Here is a 19,819-nt window from a genome sequence, read left to right as displayed (position 1 = left end):
TTGCTGCTTCTATCGGAGGGAGCCGTAGGGGCTGGCGTAGGTGAGGCGCACGGCCTGCTCGACGTATCCGGACAGGTGGTTGCTCACGACCTTCCAGTCCGCCAGGCCGCCCGACATGGGCATGCCGGCGAGGATGCGGGCGATGGACTCGAGGTGGGAGTCGTCCCACACGTAGCCGGTCAGGTGCCAGGTGATGCGCTCGGCCGTGGTCTTGGCGGAGTCGCCGGCGGTGATGGACAGGGCACGCACCCAGTCGGTGCGGCCCGACTCCTTGGTGTCCCCGGGGACGGCCCGTTGGACCGCGTTCCACATCGTCATCATCCGGCTCGTCGACATCCAGTACTCGGCCGTGTCCGGATAGCCGTCGACGCTCGTGTACATCCGCGGCTGGTGGCCCGCGTCGCGCACGAGCCAGCCGTAGGCGCCCAGGTTCCACACGTCGTTCGCCGAGGCCCTCCCGGGCGGCAGGACCGACTCGACGCCGGCGGCGCGGGCGATCGACATGATGACCTCGGTGGGGCGCTTCCACTTCTTGCCCACCGACTGGTGGAACTCCTTGTGGGTCAGGGCCACCCTGACCGCCGGCGCGATACGGGTGCCGTTGTCCAGGTAGGCCCGGGCGATCGCCGCGATGACCGCGTCGCTGGGGTTGTCGGAGATGAACCGCCGCGCGATGCGCGTGGCGATCCGGGTGGCGGTCGCCTGGTGGGCGCACAGGTACTCGACGCAGCGCTTGAGCAGGTCGGGCCCCTGGGCGGCATCGGTGTTGGGGTCGGAGAACCCCAGGATCTTGACGGTGCCGGTGGCGTGGAGCTTCGGGCTGTACAGGTAGGTGCGGGTCGTCCAGTCCACACCGTGGCCGGTGAGCATGATGGTCGCGCCCTTGACGTCGTCCTCGGTGTAGGCGTCCCGGCCCACCGTGTAGAGCTCGAGGAGCTCACGGCCCAGGTTCTCGTTGGGGGAGTTCTTCGTCGACACGGTGTTGTCGAGCTCGCGCAGGAGCGCCGGATCGGTCAGCGCCGCCAGGAGCAGGTCGGCGTAGCGGCCCAGGGAACGGGTGCGCAGGATCGTGTCCAGTCCGGTCACCATCGACTGGGCCTTGCCCAGCAGGGGGACATAGACCATGTCGGCCATCATCTCGGCCACCGCATCGGCCAGGACCCTGTTGCCGAAGCGGGCCCGCATGAAGATCGAGTTGGCGATCATCGGCGGCGCGAGGTAGGGCTTGCCCCCGGTGGCTGTGGTCAGCGCGGGTCCGGAGACGGCCGCCCAGGGGAAGTGGGTGGCGATGATCTGCTCGGCGCGCGAGTCGTTGACCCGGGAGGGGTTGAGCTGCCAGTCGATCCAGGCGGTCGTGCCCCGGGCCTCGATCTCGGCGGCGATCTCGGCGGTCGCGGCCGTCGAGGCGCGCCGGGCCAGGTGCCAGGCGGGGGTGGTGCGCAGGGTCAGGCCGGGGGCCAGCTCACTGACCGCGGTGACCGTCGCCTGCGGACGCGCCCGGCGGTAGACCGCCAGGGCCCGCGTGGCCGCGAAGCCCGTGGTCGTCGCCTGGCTCACCACGGCCTGACCGCCCAGGCCCAGGGGCGCGACGGCGGCGGCCTCGGGCGTGGACGCGACGGCGGCGCCAAGCCCGGCGGCCGGTGCGAAGGCGGTGCCGTCACCGGCGTCCCATGCCGTGGACGACACGACCGCGGGCACCGACCCGGTGCTCGTCGAGGGGCTCGTCACGGGGCTCGTCGTCGAGCCGTCGGACACGACGGGGGCCTCGGATGGCGCGGTCCCGGTGGTTCCGGGGGCACCCGGGTCGGAGCCTGCCGGCGCCTCCGCGCCCCGGGTGTCGGCGGGGTCAGTGGTGTCAGCGGGGTCGGGGGTGCCGGGGGTAGCGGCGGGGGTATCGGCGGCGGCGTCCATAGACCGCTCCTCCTCGGCGCTCAACACCTCGGAGGCGTCGAGGGCCGCCACCCAGGCCGCACCCTCGGCGTCGAGGACGGCGCCGAGGTCCGGGGCGGTGTCATCGACGTCGCCCTCCTGGGCGCCGGCGACCACCTGTGCGCGCCACGGGGCGACGACGGGTGCCGCACCGGGTGAGTCCGACGGCGCCGCACCGGTCGCCGTGCTCGTCGGCGCCGTCGTGCCCGGTGCGGAGGGCAATGGGTTGGCCGAGGTGGGGCCACCGGGCGCCGAGGCGGTCGGGGTCGGCGCTCCCGGCGCGCCCGATCGTGGCGCGACCGAGCCCCGAGGGCCGTTGCCACCGCGGCGCAACAGCGTCGTGGCGGCGCCGACGGCGCCCAGGCCCAGTGCGAGCAGCGTGGCGCGGCGAGCGCCGAGTGTCGTGGGGACCAGGGGGCGTCCCCGGTCCACCGCGGAGTCCTCGTTGACTCCCTGGTCAGCCGGGTCGATCCCGCCCGGCTCCTCGTCCCATCGCTCGTCGTTGAGCGACCTCGGGACCTGCGAGTTGACAGGCATAGTATCTCCTTATGATCACGGCACACTGTGCAGAGCGAGCCGAGGCTCGCGGTGCCGGCCCGCACGTTAGCGAACGAATCCATGAATTCGCCCCCTTTAATCACTTTGATACGAAATCGGCTCTGACCTGCGAGGATCTCACCTCTCGCGCCCACCTTGCCTTGGACGATGAGGAAATCGGGGGTCATTCTTGCCCCTCGCTCCGGGAGTGAATGTCTTCCGCAGGAAATCTGCTTTCCTGGAATGCCCTGCCCGCCCGCTGTCGTCAGCGATGCTCGCAATCGCTGTTCCCGGCACCACCGTCCCCGCCTCCGGGGTCGGGTGGGGCCGCGGGGCGGAGCCGGGATCAGAGGCGGGGCGGGGCAGGGGTCGAGGCCGGGGCAGGCAGGGGACAGCCTCGACCCTGAGGTCGACGCCCCCTCCCCTCCGCCTCCGGGGCCGGTGGTGCTGGGCCCAGATGCGGGGCCAGGGCCAGCGCCGGCGGTGCTGGGGCTAGGTCCGGGGCCGGTGGTGCTGGGCCTGGAGGCGGGATGGTGACCGCCACCCGCTCCACCCTCCGTTTCCCGGGGTGGCGCGCTCAGCCGGCGCCCGGCACGGCGGCGTCGACCGGGCCAGCCCGGGCCTGGGCACGGGCCTGACGCGGGAAGCCGAGGACCTCCGCCTCGACCGAGACCGCGACGACGACGTCCTCGCCGCGGAAGGTGCAGGCCTCCAGGGCGGCGCCGTTGGCGCGGGCGACGCGGGCGGCCGTCGCGCACGGGTCGGCGGGGGCCAGGACGGAGTGGAGGGCGGTGGCGCCGGCCAGCGCCGCCAGGTCGGCCGCGCTGCGCGCCCGACCCGCGGCCGCCTGGGCCTGGATGATTGCGGCGACCGCGAGCGCCAGGGCGACCAGCACCCCGATGAGCCCCAGGGCGAGGACCGTTCCCGAGCCCCGTTCAGCCTCGGGGTGCCGGGACCCTGCCGCGGCTCGCCTCCCGCCGTCGGCGGTCACGGGCCCGGCTCCGTGTAGGCGCATGCGCGGCTGCGCGCGGTCAGCCCCAGTCCTCCCAACGGACCGGGGACGCGGCGGGAGACGGTCACACAGGTCAGCTCGCCACGCTCGACGCTGACACTGACTCCGGGACTGACGCGCCGGGCAGCGCTTGAGGCCTCGACCGACCCGAGGGCCGCCTGGCGGGCGGCCACCCGGGCGGCGTCGGCGACCCGTAGCTGGGTAATGCCGGCCGACACGGCGGCCAGGACGAGGACGAGGACGAGCACCACCGCCGGCATCGCCACCGCGAGCTCGGCCGTGACCATCCCCTCCTGGGAGGAGCACAGCGTGTGCCGGACTCTGGCACTGCGCTCCCGCCAGGGGTGGGGCGCTCCACGGCACGCGCGCCGGTCGGGGGCGCCTCGCAGCGGCCGGCGGGCTTCGGGCTGACGGGACAGGTGTGTGCACATCGGACCGCCTCAGCCCACGGACAGGGCGGCCTCGATGATGCTCTGCAGCGCCCCGGTCAGGCTGCCCGAGCGGATGATGGCGAGCAGCAGCCCGGCGAAGGCGGCCGCCGCCAGCGTGCCGATCGCGTACTCCGCCGTGGCCATCCCGGCCTCGTCGTCGCGCTGGTGCTCGGCGGACGCGCCGGGCTCCTGAGCACCGGGGCGGGCCAGCGACAGGGCCGTGCGCACGGTGAGCAAGGTGTTCTTCATGGTGTCCTCCTCAGGTGTGGAGGGGCGGCACGGCGTCTTCGCCAGGACCGCCCCGCGGGCACCGTGCCCGCCTGGCCAGGGTGGCCGCGCCGTCGGTTGCCGTGCACCCGGGCCCATCGAGCCCTGTGGATGAGGGGTGCACGAAACGTCTCTGTGGGCAACTTCGGTGTCCTGGTTGCCCCACGCCTCCGCGGGCTGGAGGGATCCGGCCTCTAGACTCGGCAGCCACGCACTCTCCCGCGAGGAAGGACATACTCATGGCACGCAGGCTCGTCGCTGCTCTCTTCTACTCCGTCGACGGGGTGGCCTCTGACCCCTACCTCTTCCAGCACGACTCCTTCGACGACGACCTCGGGCAGTTCATGACCGACACCATCGGGACGATCGACGAGGCGGTCATGGGGCGGGTCACCTACACCGAGTGGGCCTCCTACTGGCCCGGCCACGACGGGCCGGACAAGGGATTCGCCGACTTCATCAACGGTCTGCGCAAGCACGTCGCGTCCCGGACGCTCACGCCCGCTGAGATCACGTGGTCCAACGCCTCTCTTATCGAGGGGGACCTCATCGAGCATGTGCGCGCCCTCAAGGCCGGCGAGGGCGGCGACATCGCCGTCCAGGGCTCGCTCAGCGTCGTGCGCCAGCTCGTCGAGGCCGGGCTGCTCGACGCCCTCACCCTCATCATCCACCCGGCCGTGGCCGGCACGGGTCGGCGCCTGTTCGACGACGCGCAGCCGACTCGTTTGCGGCTCATCGAGGCGACGACGACCGCCAAGGGCAACCTCGTCGTCACCTACGGCCCCTTCGAGGACTGACCGGGCACCGGCGGCGGGTTAGGGAGTCTCACTCTCGGCCCGCTCCAGCGCTGCCACGAGTGCGTCCCGCACGCCCCGGGCGCTCAGCTTCCGCTTCTTGGCGCTCAGGCGACGCAGCGCGCGCTCGCACAGCTCCTCAGCCGAGCACCACTCGGGTGAGACCGCGCGAACATCGGCCATGAGGGCGGTCAGCTCCTCGGGATGAATCTCGGCGATGGAGTCGACGTGGTCCAAGGCGTGGCGACGGTAGGGAGGCGCAACAGCACGGTCATCCATGCTCCGCCACACGAAGTCGTGCTGATCGACGTAGGCGAAGGCCTCACCCAGCACCTCGCGCACGGCCCTCTCCCGGTTGGCCGTCGTGCGTGAGACCCCGAAGGCGCGGCAGACCTTGACGATGAGCCTGCGCCGGGCGATGGGGGACTCGAGCTCGCACACCTCGCGGGCGACCTTGATGACCTGACGGCGAGCCTCCTCGTCGGTCGAGGCCCGGTTGAGCACGTCGGTGGGGTGCACGCCACCGGGCATCCATGGGTTGTAGTCGACCGGTCCCGCCCGGAGCTCCGCTCCGGGGACGGTGGACTGGTCTGCGGCGCCTCCTGGGGCGCTGGCTAGCGGCGTTGCCGGGGCGCTCTCCTCCGACCCTGGCTCCCCGTCCGGCTCGGGCCCACCGACCGCAACCGTCGGCATCGTCTTGCCCTTGGACGCGGCCTTCTGGCCATCGGTCGCTGCCTCCTCGACGGTGGAACCGTTCGGTGAGGCGACCGCTTGGCCGCCGGGGAGGGGCTGTCCTCCGACCGCACGGATGATGCGGTCGAGGACGGCTTGTTCCTGCTGGATCCACTCGGGCATCCAGATGCGTTCGACGCGCCGCCACCCCATAGTCCGCAGGACGTCCACGGGCAGGAGGTCTCGGTCGGTGGCGGTCGGCCGCCGGCTCCACCCCGGACCGTCGAGCAGGACGGCCACACCGGTGTGCTCGGCGGCGCCCTGGAGCGCGACGACGAGGTCGATTGCGAACGAGGAGTGGCCGACTCCGATCCGGACGGTCATCCCGGCGTCGCGCAGCCGCTCGGCGATCTCGTTGCGGTGGAGGTCAACCTCCTCCCAGCGGTTGCGGCGGGCTCGGGGCGGCCTGCCCTTGCGTGCGTGCTCGATGTAGGCGCGTAGGTCCTTGACCCCCTGGTGGGCCGAGCGTTCGGCGTGGAGCTGCTCGGGGTCGAAGCTGGTGAAGACGACGACCTGTTGGCGCGCCCTCGTGATGGCGACGTTGAGCCGCCTCTCTCCGCCGACCCGGTTGAGCGAACCGATGTTGAGTGGAACATCCCCGCGCTCGTTGGCTGAGAAGACGACGGAGAACAGGATGGTGTCCCGCTCCTCACCCTGAACGTTCTCCAGGTTGCGCACGAACAACCCATCGCGGGCCTCCAGTGCCTCACGCACACGCCTCCCGCCGTCGCGGCGCAACAAGGACTCGATGAGCTCGCGCTGCCGGGTGTTCATCGTGATGACCCCCAGGGAGGGTGCCGCCTGCGGGGAGGCCTCGAAGCGTCTCATGACCTCCTTGACGACCTGGTGGGCCTCGACGGGATTGGTCCCCGACCGGAGCCGTGGGTGCTTGGCGCGCTTCTCCGAACCGACGTAGTGGCCCTCGACCCGCCTCAGGCAGATGCCGTGGCCCCCGGGTCCGTCCTGCCCGGGCCCGGACACGGTCAGCGGACTGGGGAAGGACATGAGGGCGCCCTCGTAGTAGTGAGCGTTGGAGAAGGCGATAAGGGCCTCGCTCTGGCTGCGGTAGTGCCAGCTCAGGCGACGACTCCTCACCCCGATCTCCAGGCACCGGTCGAGGATCGAGTCCTGATCACCGGCCCCGGCCGCCTCGATGTCGGCACCGCGGGCCGCAGCAGTGCCCGGGGCCGCGGCGGGCGGCATCTGCTTGGGGTCACCGATGACGACGACCGAGCGTCCGCGTCCCATGGGACCCACTGCTCCGGCCACCGTGATCTGGGAGGCCTCGTCGAAGACGACGATGTCGACGTACTGGCGGTCGGGCGGGAAGTAACGTGCCACCGAGTCCGGGGAGACCAGGAGGCAGGGGGTGTAGGCGGTGATGAGGTCGCCGTAGCGCCCCATGAGTTCCCTGACCGACAGACCCCTGCTGCGACGGCGCAATTCATGTTGAAGCTCCTCGGCCCGGGGGCCGGCGGCGTGGAGCACACGGGCTCGGCGTGCCTGGACGGTCTTGCGGAGCTCGACGGGCAGCGCCTGGCGCAGGCGCTCCTGGGCGCATCGGTAGCCCTCGAGGAGAGCCTCGTGATCGGCGGCGTCGAACTCGTTGAGCCCGCCGACCCGCATGGCGGTCTCCCAGGCGGACCGCGCCTGCGCCTGTGCCGGCCCCCGCTCGTCTTGGTGGGCCAGGAGGGCCTGGCGCGCGCCGTACAACGATCGGCCGTCTGGCCCGGGGTGGTGCAGCGCGCGGCGGTAGTCCTCGAGGCGTTCTCGAAGGGCAGCGAGCTCATCTCGCAGCCCGTCGGGGTTCTCGACCTCAGGGGTCCCAGCCGTGCTCACGACGGGGCACAGCTGGTCGCGGACCTCGGCCGGCCTCATGCCGTTGTCGTGGAGGTCGAGGAGGAGGTCGCCGATGCCCGCGTCCTGAAGGCGGTGGGCGACGACATCGAGCGCCGAGCGCTTCTCTGCGACGAACATGACGGTGCTGCCTGTGGCCAACGCACGGAAGATGAGGTTGGCGACGGTCTGGGACTTGCCGGTTCCCGGCGGTCCTTCAACGACGAGTGTGCGGCCTGCGACGGCGTCGGCAACGACCTGTGCCTGCGTGGCGTCCGCGGGGAGGGGCAGGCTCTCGACAAGGGCGTCGAGGTCTGTCCCCTGCCCCGGGCTGTCCTGCCGGTCTGGCGTGCGGCCCGGGATCTCCGCCGGAGCAGGCGGTGCGCCGCCCGCCTCGGAGGCCTGGTCGCCCATGAGGCGCTCCACCAGGGGGTTGCTCGTGATCGTCTGCCAGGACTCCTCCAGGTCCTGCCACATGCGGAAGGTGGAGAAACGGAACATGCCGAGGTGAACGCTCGGTTCGACGACCGCGTCATGGCCCGAGTTCCGGAGCTGGTCGCGGATGCGCTCGATGGTGGCCTCGATGTCGATGCCGTGCTCGTCGGGCGTGGGCTCGCGCAGTCCGGCGAGCACGATGCCGGTGTCCGCGCTGAAACGCCTGAGCAGCGAGTGGTTGGGCGCCGAGGCGCCCATCTCGTCGAGTCGGAGGCTGTAGTGCTCGCCGGAGGGCTCCAGGGTGACGGGAATGAGGATGAGCGGGGAGTTCAGGCAGCGGCCATTCGTGCGCCACACGAGGGTGCCGACGGTGAGGTAGAGGTTGTTGGCGCCGGTGTTCTCGACCGCGATGCGGGCATCGGCGGCCATGTGCTCCAGGGTCCGCTCGCTTGTCTGGCCGGTTCGGGCCACGCGCACGATCCGGTGTTCAGTCAGGTCTCGGGCGGCGGACTCCGCTCCACCGGGTTCGTCCGATGCGAGCGGCGCCCCCTCCTCGGGGCGCAGCGAGATGAGTTGCCGGTCGTTGACGATGTCCTCGAGCATGCCGACGCACGCCGGCGGAACGCGAAGGACGACGGCATGGCGCGCGGTGCAGTCGATGAGGGGGTTGCGCAAAGACAGGTCGAGCAGGCTCGTTTTCCAGGCCTCGACCGCCCCTGGGACGGTCCGGACCGGCTCATGACTCAGGGACGAGGTGTCGGCCTCCTCACCGGCGGGCCGCGGCGCGCCGGCGGGTTCGTGCCTGAGGTCGTCAAGTGCGCTGGCGGTGAGGGGTCCATGAGGAGATCCCTCCTCGGCGGCCGCAGGCCGGTTGGGGCTCACGGGTCGGGAGGCTCGCCGGTCCTCAGACACTCCGGAACCCGCGGAGGCAATCGCCTCAGGGCCGCGGGGCGGGGTGGGATCAGCTTCGATAACGATGTCGTCGAGGTCGCGTGCCAGAGCCGGCTGGGGCACGACGCCTGCGGACCGTGCATCGATGATCGGCACGACGAGGGACAGCTCGGCCAGGGCGGGCAGGACCAGGTCGCGGACCCGATCCGTAGGTCGCGGGTGCACGGCGCCGGTGGAGCGCGCCGCGATAAGCGGGTCGATGAGCCCCATCTCCCCGTGCTCAACAAGAGCGGTGACCTCGGCAGTGGTGCGTGGAGCGACGGTGGCCGGAGTGCGCAGGTATCCCAGGAAGACGGTGTCGGGGTTGAGCAGGAGCACGGGCGCGGCGCCCAGGCGCTCGAGGAGCCCGGCCAGCAGGACGGCAATGTCCAGGGGGCCCGCCCGACGCTCATCGAGTACCCGGCTCGCCGTGCGCACCAACTGGGCCCGCACCCACGGCTCGCCGGCCTCGATGGTGATCCCACACCGCCGCAGGACCCCGCACGCCGCTTGTGCCACGGCGTCGGCCCGGGCCTTGGGACCGGAGCGACTCACCTTCGGGCGAGCGCCGGCCTGGGCCAGGAGGTCCTCAACCGATTCCTGCCCGGGTTGAACGAAGGTCGCCAGCGCGGCTCCCGCAGAGGCGCGGTTGTCATGGAGCCGCCAGTGACGCGGGGGCAGGACGGTGGGTCCCGGTACCGGAGACAACGAGTGCGTGCCTCGGAGGCCGTGCAGTTCGATCCGCACATGGCTGGGGCCGGTCTGCTCGACCTGCAGCAGGCCCGCGCGGTCGAACTCGAGCTCGGCCGTCACGGCCAGTTCCCGCACCCCAGTGCCGGAGGGCTCCCAGGTGGTGGTCCAGGGGACCGTGATCTCCCGGCCGCCACCATCCTCGACGATGACCACCGTGACGTCGACGGCGCCCACAGGCCTCGCCTCGGAGCCGGGCACCGCATGCGAGGCGTCCCACTCGACTCCTGGCGACTCGGGCGTCCGCAGACGCAGGGCCACGGAAACCGTACCGCCTACCACAGCATCGGCATACCCGAGCACCTCGGGGCATCGCACCTGGACCGACACCGCCCCGAGCGGGTCACGATCAGCGCCCCGACGGGTGTCGAGGGCGTCGATCAGGGGACGTACCTCGGCACGAGCCTCAGGAGCGCCGATGAGTCGAAGCGTCTCGTTGACCGCGACAAGTGCGGCCAACGCATGGTCCGTGTCGAAGGTCCGTCCGTGAACCGCTTCGTTGCGGAAGCGCCGCACCTCGTGCAACTTGCCCACCAAGCCCGGGGGCAGGGGCAGCAGGTACCTCCCGTCGTCACCGCGCTGGGTGAGGATCCGGATCTGGGTCGACAGGTCGGCCAGGTCCGGGATGTCCGGGCACAGGTCGAGCCTGCCTCGCGCCGGATTGTGCCCCCTCGACGCGGCGCCCTGCTGTGCAGGGCCCGTGCGTCGCCGGACTGGACCCGGTCCGGCCGGGCCGCCTGTCAAGAGAGCACGGACATAGGACTCCAGGTGACGCGGCAGGACAACAAGGAGCCCTCGCAGGACGAGGTCGCGATTGTCAAAGGTCATGGGGAAAGTCCGGGACGGGGATGCGGTGAGGTGACCGGGTGGGCGGCCACTCCCAGGCTACAACCTTCCCCCGACACGACGACCATCCCTCTTCCGCGTGCGCCGAACACGCCACGGCGGGCCCGGCGCCCCGGGCGGAACTGAGACTTCCGGGCTCACAGTGACGCGTTCGGCCGGATGAATCGGGCGGGCCGGCGTGACAATGGGGCCATGCTCACGCCGTACTCCCCTCCCGCCCCGCCCCTGACCCGGATGGCCGACGGAACCGTCAAGCAGATCAGCCCCTTCACCGGCACCGAGGTGTGGACCGTACCCGGCCGCGGCAACCGCCCCATCTCCCACCCGGTGGCCGAGGTCCACGACCTCACCCCCGCCGAGCGCACCCGCGCCTGCGCCTTCTGCGCGGCCCACTACACCGAGACGCCGCCGGAGAAGAGCCGTGTCGTCGCGGTCCCGGGGGGCGGTTTCGAGCGGATCGACGCGGTGAGCGCGACTGACCTGTTCAGCACCGTCGCGGAGTTTCGACGCGTGCCCAACCTCTTTGAGATCCTGTCCTACGAGTACTGGCACGCCAACCACGGCTACGAGATCCCCGACGCCGCGCGCGAGCGGATGGAGGCCTATATCGCCGACCCGGTGGGCGCGGCCCACGTCGAGCGGGTGGCGCGCACGAAGCTGCGCGCCTCAGGGCAGGACCCCGCCGGGTGGGACTCGATGGACGAGGCTCACCGGCGCCGCTACCTGGCTGCCTTCTTCGCCGGGGGCCATGACGTCATCATTGCCCGGCGGCACTTCACCGATGATGCCGTCGACACCTCCGGGCTGGCCGGCTCGGGCACGCTGACCCCGGCGGAGCACCGCGCCTACACCCGCCTGGCGGTCGACGCCATGCACGACCTGTACGAGGCCAACCGGTGGGTGCGCTATGTGGCGGTCTTCCAGAACTGGTTGCGGCCGGCGGGCGCCTCCTTCGACCACCTGCACAAACAGCTGGTGGCCATCGACGAGCGCGGCGTGTCCAGCGAGCTCGAGCTCCAGCGCCTGCGGGCCAATCCCAACCTCTACAACGAGATGGCGGTGGACTATGCGGCCTACAACGGGCTGCTTGTGGCCTCCAACGACCGGGCCGTGGCCTTTGCCGGTTTCGGTCACCGTTACCCGACCCTCGAGGTCTACTCCACCTCGCCCACGCCCGAGCCGTGGCTCATGAGCCGCGAGGAGGTCGAGGCCGTCTCCGACCTCGTCCACGCCCTGCACGCGGCGACCGGCGCGGACGTGCCCAGCAATGAGGAGTGGCACCACCGGCCGCTCGGTGTCGACCAGCCGATGCCCTGGCACGTCACCCTCAAGTGGCGGGTCTCGACCCTGGCCGGCTTCGAGGGCGGCACGAAGATCTACCTCAACACGATCGACCCATGGACCCTGCGCGACCGGGTCGTGGCGCGCCTGGAGGACCTGCGGGCCGACCGGCTCATCGCCCCGTGCGCCGTGGGCGAGGAGTGCCCGACCACGCCCAACCGCCTCCTGTACAACCCGGTCCTGACCCGCTGAGGCAGGGGCGCCTCTCAGACCGGTGCGGGCCCCGCGCGTACTGCGCGCCGGGGCCGCCGTCGACCATTTCTCCCCGGGGCCCTCAAAGCCCTCGAAGCGTGGCGGGAGACGCCCGAGCTACAGGCCCAGGGCGCTGCGCTCCTCGGGACCGACCCAGCCGGGACGTCCCTCAAGGGCACGGAACCAGCGGGCCAGGGCGGGCCAGAAGGACACTGAGGGCGCCTCCCCGCCGGGATAGTAGGAGCGGCCGCCGTACTCGTAGGCCTGGACGGTGGTGAACAGGCGGATGTCGGAGCCGGTGGGCTTGTCCCCGCACAGGAACTGGCCGATCGACACGACGGCGGACAGGGGCGGCGCGTCCTGGATGGTCAGGGCCGCCTCGCGGGAGGCCTCCATCTTCGTGGCGCGGGCCAGGAGGGTGTCGATGACGTCGAAGGCCACGAGCACGTCGTTGGCGGCTGCCGCCGCCTCCTCGGTGTTCGTCGAATGGGTGGCCGTGGAGTGGGCGCCGTTGACGTGCTCGCCGATCCACTCGTCCCAGGCGTCGGTGGAGTTGCGGCGCTCGACCGGGTAGAGCTCGGGCGCGCCCGGGCGGTGCAGGGGCCACCAGGCGGTGGCAAGGTCGAACAGGAGGGTGCCGGAGTCGTCGACGACGACCTCGCCGGAGGTCATGTCGACAAGCGCCGGGACCGTCGGGGGCGGGGCGTAGCCGGGCGTGCCCTCGTAGACCTCGGCGATGGAGCGTGCGCCGAGCGCCGGGTCGATCCCGGGCTCCCCGGTGGGGCCGGTCAGCTCCCAGAAGCCGTCGACGCCGCGACCGTAGCACCACGACACGGGGATCGCGTCGACCAGGCCCAGGAGCCTGCGCCCGATGAGGACGCGACGGGACCACGGGCAGGATCCCGAGGCCACCAGGCGGTATCGGCCCGCCTCGACGGGCAGGTCTCCTTCGGCGAAACGGTGCGAGTGGGCGATGGCCATGGGTTGCCTCCCGGGGTGCAGTTGTGAGCGTCACACTTGCTCAGGGCTATGGTCACCCCTCGGAGGCCTTCCCGTCCCGTCATTCACCCCAGGCGAACCGCCCTGGCGTGTCCGACGCCGGAGACTCGTTGCGCCGACGCGCAGATCCCACCCAAGCAGTGAGACGCAGGTCACATGCGCCCTGCCGGGCTCGCCGCACCGTGAGTCGAGTGGTGGCACCCAGGACGACACCCCCGAACGACCCGCACCCTGATCAGAGGATGTCCTCATGTCCTATTCGGCGACGAACTTCGCCACAACGACGGCCTTCATCGACACGTCCTCGGGCGCGAAGGAGTACGAGTCGACCGCCCCGCCCCCCACCGATCCTACGGCGCCTCGACCCGGGGCGGAGACCCGGCCGACCAGTTGAAATCCGCGGGAGACCCCCGTCGCTGATCGATGACACGGCAACGACCCTCGGTCCGAGGGCGCCCGCGTACTGCTGCGCCTTGTAGGTCCTGCTGCGCAGACCCGACACCGAGAACCACGTGACAGCCCCATGTTGGGGGTCGTGCAGCCTTTCCACCGTTGCGCGCACCCGACTGAGCAGTCGAGCGACGTCGTCATCGATGTGTCTCCTCGTCATTGGACTGTGTCCGCATCTCACAATCACATCACAGTCACATCACAGTGACATCACAGTGAATCAGACCTTTTTTCGCGGCAGAGGTGGGAGTTCTCCCCATGGGTCGCGGCACCTCCCGGGCGGTCCACCGGGCCGGTGGACCGCCCGGCCCGCCTCAGTCCTCGAAGGACTCCTCGATATTGGCCACCGTGGCCAGCGCAGGATGGTTCTCCCAGCGGCGGTGCGCGAGCAGCTCCCGCACCCGGGCGATGGCGGCCCGCGCCTGCTCCTTGTCCTCCCGCTCGGCGTGGAGACGCACGAGCAGCGTCAGGGGCCTGGCCGCAGAGTCCCGGTCCTTGGTGCTCATGTATCCGGTGAAGGCGGCCTCGCAGTGGTCCACGGCCTCGGCGTTCTCATCGGTGCGCCACAGGATCCAGGCCATGTCGTCGTGCCAGTCGCCGATCTCGTAGTCCGCCGAGTAGCGGCGGGAGGCCGGCACATCCTCGATGAGCTGACGCGCCCGGGCCATGATCGCGCGGGACTCATCGAGCCGGGCACGGGACATCGCCAAGGTCCTGTCGTCGACGATCGCCCGTGCCGCCCGGCGCAGGAGCCGGGAACGACGCACCTTGCCCCCGTTGTCGCTGACATCCTCCAGGTCGGCCACGCGCTGGAACAGGGCGGCCGCCTGGGTGTTGTCATCGAGGTTGTAGGCGGCGTTCGCGGCGCGGACGAGGAACTCCGAGGCGCGGTCGGTCTCACCGTGGTCCAGGGCGCGCTCGGCCACGGACAGGGCGTTGGAGCGCACGCCCTCCTCCTCGTCGAGGTTGTCCAGGACGCTGACGAGAACCGCACGGAGCCGGTCGGCCACCGTGTCGGGCACGTCGGAGCCCAGCGCCGTCTCGAGGACCTCGGCCGCCTCCAGGGCGCGCCCCGACATGCCGAGCGCGCTGGCCAGGCCGCCGAAGACGCCCCCCGTCAGCGGGGTCATGCCCGTGGCCAGGTAGATGTTGAGGCACTCACGCATCTGCACGACGGTCTCGTCGTGCTCCTCGACCTCTATCGAGCCCATGGCCAGGATGCGCCGCGCACCCACCGCCACGAGGATCGGACAGGGATTGTGCCGGCGCAGGACCTCATCGGCCAGGATGCAGGCCTCGTAGACCTTGCCGCGCGCCAGGTCCAGCTCGGCCTGGGCCAGGTCGAGGAAGTCGTCGAGCTCCCCGCCGGCCGGGTCAACGAGATGGGCGATCAGCCCGCTGATCCGGCGTGCCTGGTCGAGGGACTCCCGGGCGCCGTCGTACTCGTGGAACTCGGGCAGGAGCTCGGCGAGCAGCATCGAGGCGTCGAAGGCGCGCACAAGGTCCTTCTGCCGGCCCTCGGGTGCGGCCAGCAGCCCCTCAGTCACGCCCGCCAGGCGCTCGGCCAGCCCTCCGGCCCGCTCCAGCCGCTCCTGCTTGCCGGCGACCGTCACCCGGTTGGCGAGCTCGTCGGCATTGTGCTCGAGCTTGATGACGCGCAGGTCGTTGGCGACCAGGCCGAGCTCGTCGTCCTCGGGCAGCAGGGCCCTGCGGCGCAGCCGGTGCTCGACAGCGGTCTCGTAGTCCCAGGCGATCTCCGCCGTCGCCGCCAGGATCGCCCAGGCGGTCAGCGCCAGCTCCGGGTCGTCCTGATCGGGGTCGGGCAGCAGGTCGCGGGCGATCGCCTGGCAGCCCACGTACATGGACTCCAGGTTGCCCCCGGGCCGAACCGTCAAGGCATGGATGCGGCGCAGCACCTCGTCGGCGTCGCGCGGAGCCTGTGGCACCCGCAGGTCGACCACCGGGTAGGGGTCGGACTCGGGCTCAGCGGCCGCGGCCTCGGTGGAGGGTTCGGGCGAGCGCTCCGGCTCGGAGCCCCCCAGGATCGAGGGCATGGCGGTGATGCCCTCGAGGAAGGAGGCCGCTTCCTCCTCGTCCTGGACACCGATGCAAATGCCCTCCGGCAGCTCCTCGCCGGTCTCCAGCAGCTCGGTCCCCGCGGCGGCCAGCGCCCCGCGGGCGGCCACCTCCCGGGGGGCGGCCACCGGCTCGGCGCCGAGCCGGTCCTCCAGCCGCTGGGAGACGGTCGTGTTGCCGTTGCGCGCGTCGTAGAGGGAGGCGACCGCACGCGCCCAGGCCTCGACCTCGGCGTGAGCCTGCTCCAGGGTCGTGCCGGCCTCCAGGCCGGGCCCGGGGCACCACACGGAGTCGGCCGGCACGCTGACGCCCAGCGTCTCCTGACCCATGTCGGCGCGCACGGCCTCACGCAGGATGAGGCTCGCACCGGTGAGCAGGCCCATGAGGACCACCGCGGACTCGCACTGGTCGGACATCGGCAGGCTCTCGCGCAGGATCCGCATGCCACGGGTGACACGGCCCGTCAGGGCGAGGTACTCCATGTGACGGCCCATGTCCCCGAGGAACTGGGGGCGCCCCTTGAGGCTGCGGTAGGAGCGCACGTGGGCGTCCCAGGCCGCCTTGGGCCGACCCGAGTGGAGCAGGGCCATGAGGGCCGCCGCCTGCATCGCCGCCGGCTGGATGACGCAGCCGACCTCCTCGTTGAGCACCGGCACGGCCGTGGCCACGGCCAGGTCCCAGTCCCCGTGGCTCGTGGCCCACGTGACCTGGCGCATGGGGTCGCAGCCCTCGCAGTCCGAGGCCGAGTCCCGCGGGGTGGCCCGCCAGGCGGCGAGCTCGGTCTCGGCCTCCTCCTCCAGGCCCAGCATGACGGCGGCGTGGTGGCGCTCGCCGTGGACGACGTGCATCGAGGCGCCCTGGGAGCGGTAGAACTCCTCCAGCCCGGCCTGCAGCTCGCGGAGCTGGGCCACCGAGACGCCCGGGTTGTCCGCCGCCACGTGGATGGCCCACTTGTAGTTCCAGTTCATCTCCTGGATGCGGCTGGCGTCGAACAGGTCGGGACGCTCGGCGTGGCGGTCGAGCAGCCACACGAAGGGGGCGAGCGCCTTCCACTCCTCGTTGCCCTGGTTGTAGGCCTCGGCCAGTGCCAGACGGGTGTCAACGGCCAGCTGCTCGTCCTCCAGGGCGTCGGCCCAGGTCACGGCCTCGGCCACGAGGTTGGAGCGGGCCGGGCCCCACGAGTGGGCCCGGGCCAGGGCGAGGCGCTCGAGCACGTCGTCGTGGGTGGTCACGGTGCGGTCCCTTTCATCATGGTTCGTCGGGGGAGGTACGCGCGGCCAGCGCCGTCACGTACCGGGACGGGAGCCGCTCAGGGGCGGAAGAGAGGCGTCGAGCAGTGAGGTCAGGGCCTGGCTGGCCCAGGCCCGCTCCTTGGGGCCCAGCGGCTGGCGCCCGGCCAGCAGGCACTGGATGTACAGGCCGCGCAGCACCTGGACGACCGTGTCGTCGGGCGCGGCCCCCGCCCTGCCCGTCTTCGTGGCAGTGGCCACGAGCCGGGCGACGAGCGAGCTCGTGCGGTTGAGGACCAGGCGCGGCACGCTCGAGGTGGCGAAGGGGTCGGTCACCCCCAGCACCTCGGCCCACACCCCGGAGGCCGCCTTGCGCGAGCTGCGGGCGGCGACCCGGCCCGCCAGGTCCGGGTCGGGCAGGTAGAGAGCCGGCAGAGTCGCCGGCTCGAAGCGCCGCAGCACGACCTCGCAGTCCTCGGAGTCGATGGCCGCCGCGGCCACCATGAGCAGGTCGACGGCCTCGGCCTCCTCCGCCGGGGAGCAGGGGGTGAAGGCCTCGAGCAGCTCTCCGGGGTCGACCAGGCTGATCCCGGGGTCGGCGCCGGCCAGGTCGGGGCGGGCCAGGAAGGCGCCGAGGACCTCCTCCTCGAAGGAGTAGCCGGCGTTGACCAGGACAAGACCCTGGGAGGAGGCGACGTCGGCCAGCGCCCGGTACTGGTCGACCGTGCGCGTGTAGCGCACCGTGCGCCCCCGGGCGGCCATCTCCGCCAGCTCGGTAAGAGTCCTGCCCCCCTCGGTGGTCTCCACCGGCAGGTGGCGCACGACCAGGCCGAGCATCTGGTCGTCGGCCAGGGCCACCGAGCGCAGGCCCACGGCGTGAGCGGCCACGAACTCGGCGAAGCGGGCCGGGGCCAGGCGGGCGGTACGCTCCAACCAGGAGCGCACGGCGTCGCCCACGGCCTCGCGGGTGGACTCCAGCAGGTCGTCGTCCATGAGCTGCTCGCGCGAGGCGGTCAGACGCAGGTGGTCGGAGTTGGCCACCACCCGCACGAAGTAGGCCCACGGCGGGGCCAGGTCCTCGGCCGAGCGGGACACGAGCATCCGCTTGACATAGGCGGTGTGGTGGGCGGTCGCCGTCGGGTGGGCCTGGGCAACGACGACGGCCACGCCCTGGAGGCCCGAGACGGGCACCGCCAGGTCGATGAGGTCGAAGGGCTGGGCCCCCAGCTCCTCGACGCACCAGTCGCGCGCCTCGTGACGGCTCATCTCCCAGGGCCCGCAGGCCCCGCCGTGATAGGTCACGCCGTCGGCGGCGCGCACCTCGACGTCGATGGGCAGCAGCGAGCCGAACTCATCGACCAGGGAGCGCACGGTCTCGGCCTCGAGCCAGGGCTCTCCCGGCAGGGAGCGCAACTCGATGACTGTGCCGGGCTCGGCCAGGGAGCGCCCGGAATCGGACACCGGCTCGACCGAGTAGGTCCCGTCGGTGCGGCCCACCCAGCTCGCCGTCGTGCCGGGCGCATCGGGCCGGGCCGACAGGGAGCGCACGACGATCTCGGGGCTGACCATGAAGCACGACAGCAACCCGATGCCGAACTGGCCCAGGTAGTCGCCGCGCGCCAGCCCGAGCTCGTCGCGCTTGGAGGACGCGCCGATGGTCGACAGCAGGCTCGAGGCCTCCGCCAGGGTCAGACCGATGCCGGTGTCGCGGCAGGACAGGGTGCCCTCCCCCACCGTGAGGACGACGCGCCGTGCGCAGCCCGGCTCGATCGCCTGACGGGCCGCGACGGCGTCGACGGCGTTCTGCAGCAGCTCTCGCACGTAGACGCGAGGGCCGGAGTAGAGGTGCCGGGACAGCAGGTCGACCATGCCGCGCAGGTCGACCTGGAATGCCGACTGTCCCGGCACCGCGGTGTCAGTGCTCACGGGGTTGCGCCACCCATCACTCGTCGTCCTCGTCGTCGGCCGGCTCGATGCCCAGCGTCTCGCCGATCTCCTCGAAGGTGCGCAGCACGATATGCGCCGCCGTGTCGAGCAGGTCCTCGAGCTGCTCGTCGTTGAGGCCCTCGGTGATCGAGGCCACGATGTCGGCCGAGAGCTGGGCGCCGTCCTCGTCGGTGAAGGTGCTCAGGGTCGGCATGACCTGGGAGGTGTTGATCTCGTTGACGAGCTCGCGCAGCTGGGCGCGGGTGGCCTCGTCGTCGGCCAGGTTGGTGTAGAAACGGGCGTGGACCTGAAGCATCGTGGTCTCCGGGATGGCGACGACGTAGCCGTACTCCCCGAAGCCGCTGATGATCGCCTCACCGGACTCGTGCCGGTCGTAGTTGAGGTCGTTCTTGTCGAACCAGGCGGCGATGCGCTCGACGGTGACCTTCGGGGTCTGCCCCGCTGCGGGCTTGTTCCACCACGCCATGTCAGTCCTCCTCCGTCCAAGTGACCAGGGCCGGGTAGCTCTCCTCGACCTCCGCGTAGAAACTGAGCACCGTGGCGAAGGCCATGCCCAGGAAGTCGCCCAGCTGGGCATCGCTCATGCCCTCGGTGGTCACCGCGCTCATGTCAGCGCTGAGCATGGGGCCGTCGTCGGTCATGCACACCGCCGCGCGGGGCCCGTACTTGCTGTGGTTGTGCTCGTCGACCTCGACGCGCAGCGCGGCCGCCTCGGCCTCACCCAGGTCGCCCCGCCAGGTCGTGGCGACCGACAGGAAGTCGCCCCCGCGGTCGATGATGCTCACCATGCAGTTCTCGAAGCCGGTCAGGACATCGCCGTCCTCGTCCAGCTCGTAGTTGAGGTCCTCGCTCTTGAGCCAGGCCTCCACTCTGGCGATCGTGACCTTCGGCTGTGCGCTCATCGCATCTCCTCTCGTCCTCGCCGCCGGCCGGAGCTCGTGAGCCACCCGGCGGCGTGCGGCGGCATCGCCGCCCGGACGATGCTGACACATGGCGCAGCCGACGACATAACGGATGGGGCGCTCGATGGGGAGGCCGCCCCATCGGGTCCACGCATGCGACCTCACCGGCTGCGCCACGACCCCG

Annotated in this window: 13 protein-coding genes; 3 read left to right on the top strand and 10 right to left on the bottom strand. The window is 71.6% G+C overall.

The window, feature by feature from the left end; all coding sequences use genetic code 11:
* Nucleotides 1–9: 9 nt before the first annotated feature.
* The 4 genes from Q4C85_RS03905 to Q4C85_RS03890 all read right to left on the bottom strand — a co-directional run bounded on the left by Q4C85_RS03905 (nucleotide 10) and on the right by Q4C85_RS03890 (nucleotide 4,158).
* Nucleotides 10–2,466 carry a DUF1800 family protein gene (locus tag Q4C85_RS03905; protein WP_303139772.1) on the bottom strand — a complete coding sequence of 819 codons (2,457 nt, stop codon included), beginning with the start codon at nucleotides 2,464–2,466 and terminating at the stop codon, nucleotides 10–12.
* Nucleotides 2,467–3,043: 577 nt separating this feature from the next.
* Nucleotides 3,044–3,457: an Rv3654c family TadE-like protein gene (locus Q4C85_RS03900; protein ID WP_303139769.1), complete on the bottom strand. Its 414-nt coding sequence runs from the start codon at nucleotides 3,455–3,457 to the stop codon at nucleotides 3,044–3,046.
* Nucleotides 3,454–3,765 (bottom strand): TadE family type IV pilus minor pilin, encoded by a 312-nt coding sequence (locus Q4C85_RS03895; RefSeq protein ID WP_303139766.1) that lies wholly within the window; start codon nucleotides 3,763–3,765, stop codon nucleotides 3,454–3,456. Before Q4C85_RS03895 ends, Q4C85_RS03900 begins: the two co-directional genes overlap by 4 nt.
* 153 nt (nucleotides 3,766–3,918) lie before the next feature.
* A complete protein-coding gene (locus Q4C85_RS03890) occupies nucleotides 3,919–4,158 on the bottom strand; it encodes a DUF4244 domain-containing protein (RefSeq protein ID WP_303139763.1) in 240 nt (79 codons plus the stop codon).
* 257 nt (nucleotides 4,159–4,415) lie between these two features.
* Here Q4C85_RS03890 and Q4C85_RS03885 point away from each other — a divergent pair, with 257 nt between their 5' ends.
* Nucleotides 4,416–4,973, top strand: coding sequence for a dihydrofolate reductase family protein (locus Q4C85_RS03885; protein ID WP_303139760.1), 558 nt, complete (start codon nucleotides 4,416–4,418; stop codon nucleotides 4,971–4,973).
* A gap of 18 nt (nucleotides 4,974–4,991) precedes the next feature.
* Here the strand turns inward: Q4C85_RS03885 and Q4C85_RS03880 are convergent, their stop codons facing one another.
* Nucleotides 4,992–10,481 carry a DUF3320 domain-containing protein gene (locus Q4C85_RS03880; RefSeq protein WP_303139757.1) on the bottom strand — a complete coding sequence of 1,830 codons (5,490 nt, stop codon included), beginning with the start codon at nucleotides 10,479–10,481 and terminating at the stop codon, nucleotides 4,992–4,994.
* A gap of 210 nt (nucleotides 10,482–10,691) precedes the next feature.
* Here Q4C85_RS03880 and Q4C85_RS03875 point away from each other — a divergent pair, with 210 nt between their 5' ends.
* Complete coding sequence (locus Q4C85_RS03875; protein ID WP_303139754.1) at nucleotides 10,692–12,032, top strand: DUF4921 family protein; 1,341 nt, start codon at nucleotides 10,692–10,694, stop codon at nucleotides 12,030–12,032.
* 117 nt (nucleotides 12,033–12,149) lie between these two features.
* Here Q4C85_RS03875 and Q4C85_RS03870 read toward each other — a convergent pair whose 3' ends face one another.
* Complete coding sequence (locus Q4C85_RS03870; protein WP_303139751.1) at nucleotides 12,150–13,013, bottom strand: glutathione S-transferase C-terminal domain-containing protein; 864 nt, start codon at nucleotides 13,011–13,013, stop codon at nucleotides 12,150–12,152.
* A gap of 268 nt (nucleotides 13,014–13,281) precedes the next feature.
* Between Q4C85_RS03870 and Q4C85_RS03865 the strand changes: the two genes are divergently transcribed.
* Nucleotides 13,282–13,425 (top strand): hypothetical protein, encoded by a 144-nt coding sequence (locus tag Q4C85_RS03865; RefSeq protein WP_303139749.1) that lies wholly within the window; start codon nucleotides 13,282–13,284, stop codon nucleotides 13,423–13,425.
* Nucleotides 13,426–13,795: 370 nt separating this feature from the next.
* Here the strand turns inward: Q4C85_RS03865 and Q4C85_RS03860 are convergent, their stop codons facing one another.
* From Q4C85_RS03860 to Q4C85_RS03845, 4 genes are read right to left on the bottom strand one after another with little or no spacing between them, the layout of a single operon-like run.
* The gene (locus Q4C85_RS03860) at nucleotides 13,796–16,789 is read right to left on the bottom strand and encodes a kinase (RefSeq protein ID WP_303139747.1); all 2,994 of its coding nucleotides are present in this window, start codon (nucleotides 16,787–16,789) and stop codon (nucleotides 13,796–13,798) included.
* A 54-nt stretch (nucleotides 16,790–16,843) separates the two neighbouring features.
* Entirely contained in the window at nucleotides 16,844–18,712 is a 1,869-nt protein-coding gene (locus Q4C85_RS03855; protein WP_303139745.1) for an HSP90 family protein, read from the bottom strand.
* Between the two features lie 16 nt (nucleotides 18,713–18,728).
* Entirely contained in the window at nucleotides 18,729–19,199 is a 471-nt protein-coding gene (locus Q4C85_RS03850) for a YbjN domain-containing protein (protein ID WP_303139743.1), read from the bottom strand.
* Between the two features lies 1 nt (nucleotide 19,200).
* A complete protein-coding gene (locus tag Q4C85_RS03845; protein ID WP_303139740.1) occupies nucleotides 19,201–19,635 on the bottom strand; it encodes a YbjN domain-containing protein in 435 nt (144 codons plus the stop codon).
* Nucleotides 19,636–19,819 lie beyond the last annotated feature (184 nt).

This window comes from Actinomyces sp. (assembly GCF_030524025.1).
Taxonomy (GTDB): Bacteria; Actinomycetota; Actinomycetes; order Actinomycetales; family Actinomycetaceae; genus Actinomyces.
This window is presented reverse-complemented; position numbering and strand designations above follow the sequence as displayed.

Bases quoted from the DNA above. Each gene is read 5' to 3' on its own strand.
- Q4C85_RS03845 (WP_303139740.1), bottom strand. From the start codon at position 19,635: ATGAGCGCACAGCCGAAGGTCACGATCGCCAGAGTGGAGGCCTGGCTC.
- Q4C85_RS03890 (WP_303139763.1), bottom strand. From the start codon at position 4,158: ATGAAGAACACCTTGCTCACCGTGCGCACGGCCCTGTCGCTGGCCCGC.
- Q4C85_RS03865 (WP_303139749.1), top strand. From the start codon at position 13,282: ATGTCCTATTCGGCGACGAACTTCGCCACAACGACGGCCTTCATCGAC.
- Q4C85_RS03905 (WP_303139772.1), bottom strand. From the start codon at position 2,466: ATGCCTGTCAACTCGCAGGTCCCGAGGTCGCTCAACGACGAGCGATGG.
- Q4C85_RS03885 (WP_303139760.1), top strand. From the start codon at position 4,416: ATGGCACGCAGGCTCGTCGCTGCTCTCTTCTACTCCGTCGACGGGGTG.
- Q4C85_RS03875 (WP_303139754.1), top strand. From the start codon at position 10,692: ATGCTCACGCCGTACTCCCCTCCCGCCCCGCCCCTGACCCGGATGGCC.
- Q4C85_RS03880 (WP_303139757.1), bottom strand. From the start codon at position 10,481: ATGACCTTTGACAATCGCGACCTCGTCCTGCGAGGGCTCCTTGTTGTC.
- Q4C85_RS03870 (WP_303139751.1), bottom strand. From the start codon at position 13,013: ATGGCCATCGCCCACTCGCACCGTTTCGCCGAAGGAGACCTGCCCGTC.
- Q4C85_RS03850 (WP_303139743.1), bottom strand. From the start codon at position 19,199: ATGGCGTGGTGGAACAAGCCCGCAGCGGGGCAGACCCCGAAGGTCACC.
- Q4C85_RS03895 (WP_303139766.1), bottom strand. From the start codon at position 3,765: ATGGTCACGGCCGAGCTCGCGGTGGCGATGCCGGCGGTGGTGCTCGTC.